This window comes from Butyrivibrio sp., assembly GCF_024699075.1.
Genome location: NZ_JAILQF010000072.1, coordinates 1 through 4,250, shown reverse-complemented (window position 1 = coordinate 4,250; position 4,250 = coordinate 1). Strand labels below are relative to the sequence as shown.

The 4,250-nt window shown below is 37.6% G+C and carries 4 protein-coding genes; 3 read left to right on the top strand and 1 reads right to left on the bottom strand.

Annotated elements, in window-relative coordinates; genetic code table 11:
* Together K6G87_RS02650 and hisS are read left to right on the top strand one after the other, a co-directional pair.
* Positions 1 to 647, top strand: a 647-nt coding sequence (locus tag K6G87_RS02650; protein ID WP_296833521.1) for a S1 family peptidase, incomplete at its 5' end; no start/stop codon positions are given.
* Positions 648 to 750: 103 nt separating this feature from the next.
* A complete protein-coding gene (gene hisS / locus K6G87_RS02645) occupies positions 751 to 2,016 on the top strand; it encodes a histidine--tRNA ligase (protein WP_296833518.1) in 1,266 nt (421 codons plus the stop codon).
* A gap of 92 nt (positions 2,017 to 2,108) precedes the next feature.
* Here the strand turns inward: hisS and K6G87_RS02640 are convergent, their stop codons facing one another.
* A complete protein-coding gene (locus K6G87_RS02640) occupies positions 2,109 to 2,753 on the bottom strand; it encodes a 4'-phosphopantetheinyl transferase family protein (protein ID WP_296833515.1) in 645 nt (214 codons plus the stop codon).
* A gap of 95 nt (positions 2,754 to 2,848) precedes the next feature.
* Between K6G87_RS02640 and K6G87_RS02635 the strand changes: the two genes are divergently transcribed.
* On the top strand, positions 2,849 to 4,198 hold the full coding sequence (locus K6G87_RS02635) for an HlyC/CorC family transporter (RefSeq protein ID WP_296833512.1): 1,350 nt from the start codon (positions 2,849 to 2,851) through the stop codon (positions 4,196 to 4,198).
* Positions 4,199 to 4,250: the final 52 nt, after the last annotated feature.

Sequence of the window (4,250 nt, the reverse complement as noted above, 5' to 3'; positions counted from 1 at the left end):
TTGATGGTCAAAAAGAACAGATAGTAAATCCAAGTATTACAGATTCTGAGATATACGGAAGCTTTGGAAGCGGCAGTATCTGGGAATATGATAAAGACAGCATTCTTGTTGTCACCAATTATCATGTAATATCTCCCGTTGTTACTAAAGATGCGCTTGGATATGCTGTGTTTTATAACGGAGTAATATCAGAATTCGAAGTTGTATCTTTTGATCCTAACATAGACTGTGCTTTTCTATTAATTGATGCATCCTGCATGGATGAAGAACAGCTTTTTGATCTTCGCTGCGTATATCCTTATGATACTGATGAAGATGCTACAGATCTTTTTGCACAGCAAAGCATGTTTGTGGTTCATTCAAAGGAAATCTCCCGTTCAGATATGGTAGATGGCAATACTCTTAACATGATAGCAGATACTTCATATGCAGGATATATAATGGAACCTTCAGTTTATGTTTCTGCGCTTCTTCAGGACATGCTTTATTGCAAGTGCAGCGCAGATGCAGGCATGAGCGGAGGCCCAACCTTTGATGCATACGGACATTACATAGGAATGCTTACTGGTGCAACAGATACAGGGGAGACAGTAAGCGTTGTCCTATCTGACATAGAAGAAGTTTATGATCAGATAGGAGAAAGATAGGAATACTTGCCTGCTTTACTAGACTAAAGGAATATGTTATAATTTGCGACTGATACAAAGTACATTAGAATAAATCAACAAATAGAAAGAAGAGGAAATATTCATGGCTCTTATTAAAAAGCCCGTAACCGGAATGAAAGACGTGCTTCCTGCAGAGATGCAGCTGCGTGACTACGTAATAGGTGTAATTAAGGAAACATACGCAAAGTATGGATTTACAAGCATTGATACACCATGCGTAGAGTCACTTGCAAATCTTAATTCCAAACAGGGTGGAGATAACGAAAAGCTCATATTCAAGATCATGAAAAGAGGTGAAAAGCTTCGCCTTGCAGAAGCCAAAGAGGAGAACGATCTTACTGATTCAGGACTTCGTTATGATCTTACAGTACCGCTTGTTCGTTTTTATGCTAATCATGCTAATGAACTTCCATCTCCTTTTAAAGCACTGCAGATGGGATATGTATGGAGAGCTGATCGCCCTCAGAAGGGAAGATATCGTCAGTTCATGCAGTGTGATATAGATATCCTTGGTGAGCCTTCTAACCTTGCAGAGATAGAACTCATACTTGCTACAACATCAACTCTTGGAAAGCTTGGCTTTAAAGGATTCCAGATCCGTATCAATGACAGACGAATCCTTAAAGATATGGCAGCATATGCAGGCTTTAATGAAGAGTCTTATGATTCAGTATTTATTACAGTTGATAAGATGGATAAGATCGGACTTGATGGTGTAGAAAAAGAGCTTATAGAAAACGGCTATTCCAAAGAGTCAGTAGATAAATACCTTGGCCTTTTTAAAGGACTTGAGGCTAATAAAGGACTTGCAGGGCTTAAATTCCTTGCAGATACACTTGCAGACTTCCTTGAAGAGGATGCAAGACTTAACCTTGAAGAGATCATTTCAAGTGTAGAAGCTAATAAGGCAGCAGAATTCGAGATGGTGTTTGATCCAACTCTTGTTCGTGGTATGAGTTATTACACAGGTACTATTTTTGAGATTGCTATGCCTCAGTATGGCGGAAGCTGCGGTGGCGGCGGACGTTATGACAAGATGGTTGGCAAGTTCCTTGGACAGGAAACTCCTGCATGCGGATTCTCAATAGGATTTGAAAGAATCATCATGATCATGATGGATGAAGGTTTCAAAGTACCGGGAGCCTCAGAAAAGACAGCATATCTTATCGAGAAAGGTATCAGCGGACAGATGCTCTCTGATATCCTTGGCCAGGCACAAGAAGCTCGTAAGAACGGAGAACAGATACTTGTTGTCCGTATGAACAAGAACAAAAAGTTCCAGAAGCAGGCACTTGAAGAACAGGGCTACACAAACTTTAAGGATTTTTATAAGAATCCATTGAACTAATGCATTACAAAAGCCGAAGATGCGCATATACTACGTATCTTCGGCTTTTGTAATAGTAAGTGAAATCATTATTTTAGAGGATGTGTAGTTTACTATTTGGTACAGACATAGCAGACATATCCGTCAGGGCATTGCTGCTCATAGATAGATGCAAGAGTATTGCCTTTAAGGTCGGTAATAATACCCTTGGCAATATCTGCATTAAAATTTGAAATGCCATATGATAAGCCCTTGCCATCGCATTTAACAAAGGCTTCTTTGGCGGACCAAATTTTATAAAAGAGATCTTCTTTATCTGAATCTGTATTGGCACAATTTATAAGGGCATTTTCATTATCAGTATAAAAACGCTTTGCAATCTTTAAAACATCAAATCTGTCCTTGGCCTGAATATCAATTCCTATGCTATTGCATTCATCTGAGCTTGCTATAACAATTGCTGCATATGAGCCTGAATGGGATATTGAGAAAGATATTTCTGGAGCATCTAAAAGGAAAGGCTTTCCGGAAGCTTCATAATCTATCTTTATGGGAAAAGAAATATTGGACAGTTTTTTGTAAGTCTCATCCTTACACTTTTCTTTTAAAGACTTTACAGCATCTAACACAAGCATATAGCCTGCAAGACTACGAAGCCTGTCGTCTTCATATTTAAAACGCAAAATATGTTTTTTCATAGGTTCGCTTATCCTAAGAAGATATGAAGAATAGCGTTCTTCAAACTCCAGGCTGCTCATACCTTGCGTGCTTTCTTTAAAATTGTTAATATTTGAATAGTAAGTTTTCATAATGATATTTTATCAGATATTTTTGCTTAGGAGGCATATTTAATATGCAATTAACTCAGGGGTCTGTTATAGAACTCGTTGTACTTATAATTTTACTTGTATTATCATCTTTTTTTTCGGGAGCAGAATCAGCTTTTTCCACAGTTAACAGAATAGCAATGAAGTCTCTTACAGATGACGGGGATGCAAGAGCAAAAAGGGCCAATGTTGTAATCTATATTCTTGATCATTATCAGAAATTTTTATCAACCATTCTGCTTGGCAACAATATAGTAAATCTATCTGCATCAGCACTTATGACTGTAGTTATAACCAATCTTTTTGGAAGCGCTATGGTAGGAGTTGGAACAGGTATTCTCACAGTTCTTATTCTTATATTTGGAGAGATAACCCCAAAATCAGCAGCAACGGCGCAGTCACAGAAGACCTGCCTTAGATATGCTTATATAATTAATTTTCTAATGGTTGTATTTACTCCTTTGGTTGTTATTGTAGATGCCCTTGCAGGAGTTGTTCTGCGTGCCCTTCACATAGACAGAGATGCCCGTAAGGCAATTACAGAGAAGGAATTAAGGACTTATGTTGATGCCAGCCACGAGGACGGTGTTATCGAATCTGAAGAGAAAGAGATGATAATCAATGTGTTCGATTTTGGTGATACTGTAGCCAAGGATGTAATGATCCCCAGGATCGATATGTCCTGTGTATCTGCAGATGCTGACTATGATGAGGTCAAATCAGTCTTTCATAAGGACATGTACACAAGAATTCCCGTTTATGAAGATAATCAGGACAATATTATTGGACTTATCAACATCAAGGATATTTTCTTTGTAAAAGATAAGGACAATTTCCATGTCAAAAATTATCTTAGAAAAGCTTATTATACCTATGAATATAAAAAGACAGCAGATCTAATGGAAGAGATGAGATCGGAAGCTTATAATGTAGCTTTTGTACTTTCAGAATACGGTACAACTGTAGGTATGATCACACTTGAAGATCTTCTTGAAGAAATAGTAGGTGAAATAAGAGATGAATATGACCAGGATGAAGCCCTTCAGATAAGAGATCTTGGAGATGGTAAATACCTTATAGAAGGTGCGATGAAGCTTGATGATATCAACAATGCCATTCATACTGACTTTGAAAGTGAAGATTATGATTCTATTGGTGGACTTATGATAGGCCAACTTGACAGATTACCATATAATCGTGAAGTTGTAAGACTTGATAACGGCATTACACTTGCTGTACGAGGAATACAGCAGCACAGGATCATGAAAGTCCTTATGACACTTCCCGTGGAAATGCGAAATAAAAGCGAAGAATCTACTGATGAGCCTGTAACAGAAAATACTGAAAAAGTTCTAGCTGAAGAAAAGGAAGAATGAAGTTTAAAGATAAAATATAAAGAATAAGCTTAAAGAAGGAAACTTAAAGAAA

Excerpts from the sequence above, each read along its gene's own strand:
- K6G87_RS02635 (WP_296833512.1), top strand. The coding sequence starts at position 2,849 with ATGCAATTAACTCAGGGGTCTGTTATAGAACTCGTTGTACTTATAATT.
- hisS (WP_296833518.1), top strand. The coding sequence starts at position 751 with ATGGCTCTTATTAAAAAGCCCGTAACCGGAATGAAAGACGTGCTTCCT.
- K6G87_RS02640 (WP_296833515.1), bottom strand. The coding sequence starts at position 2,753 with ATGAGCAGCCTGGAGTTTGAAGAACGCTATTCTTCATATCTTCTTAGG.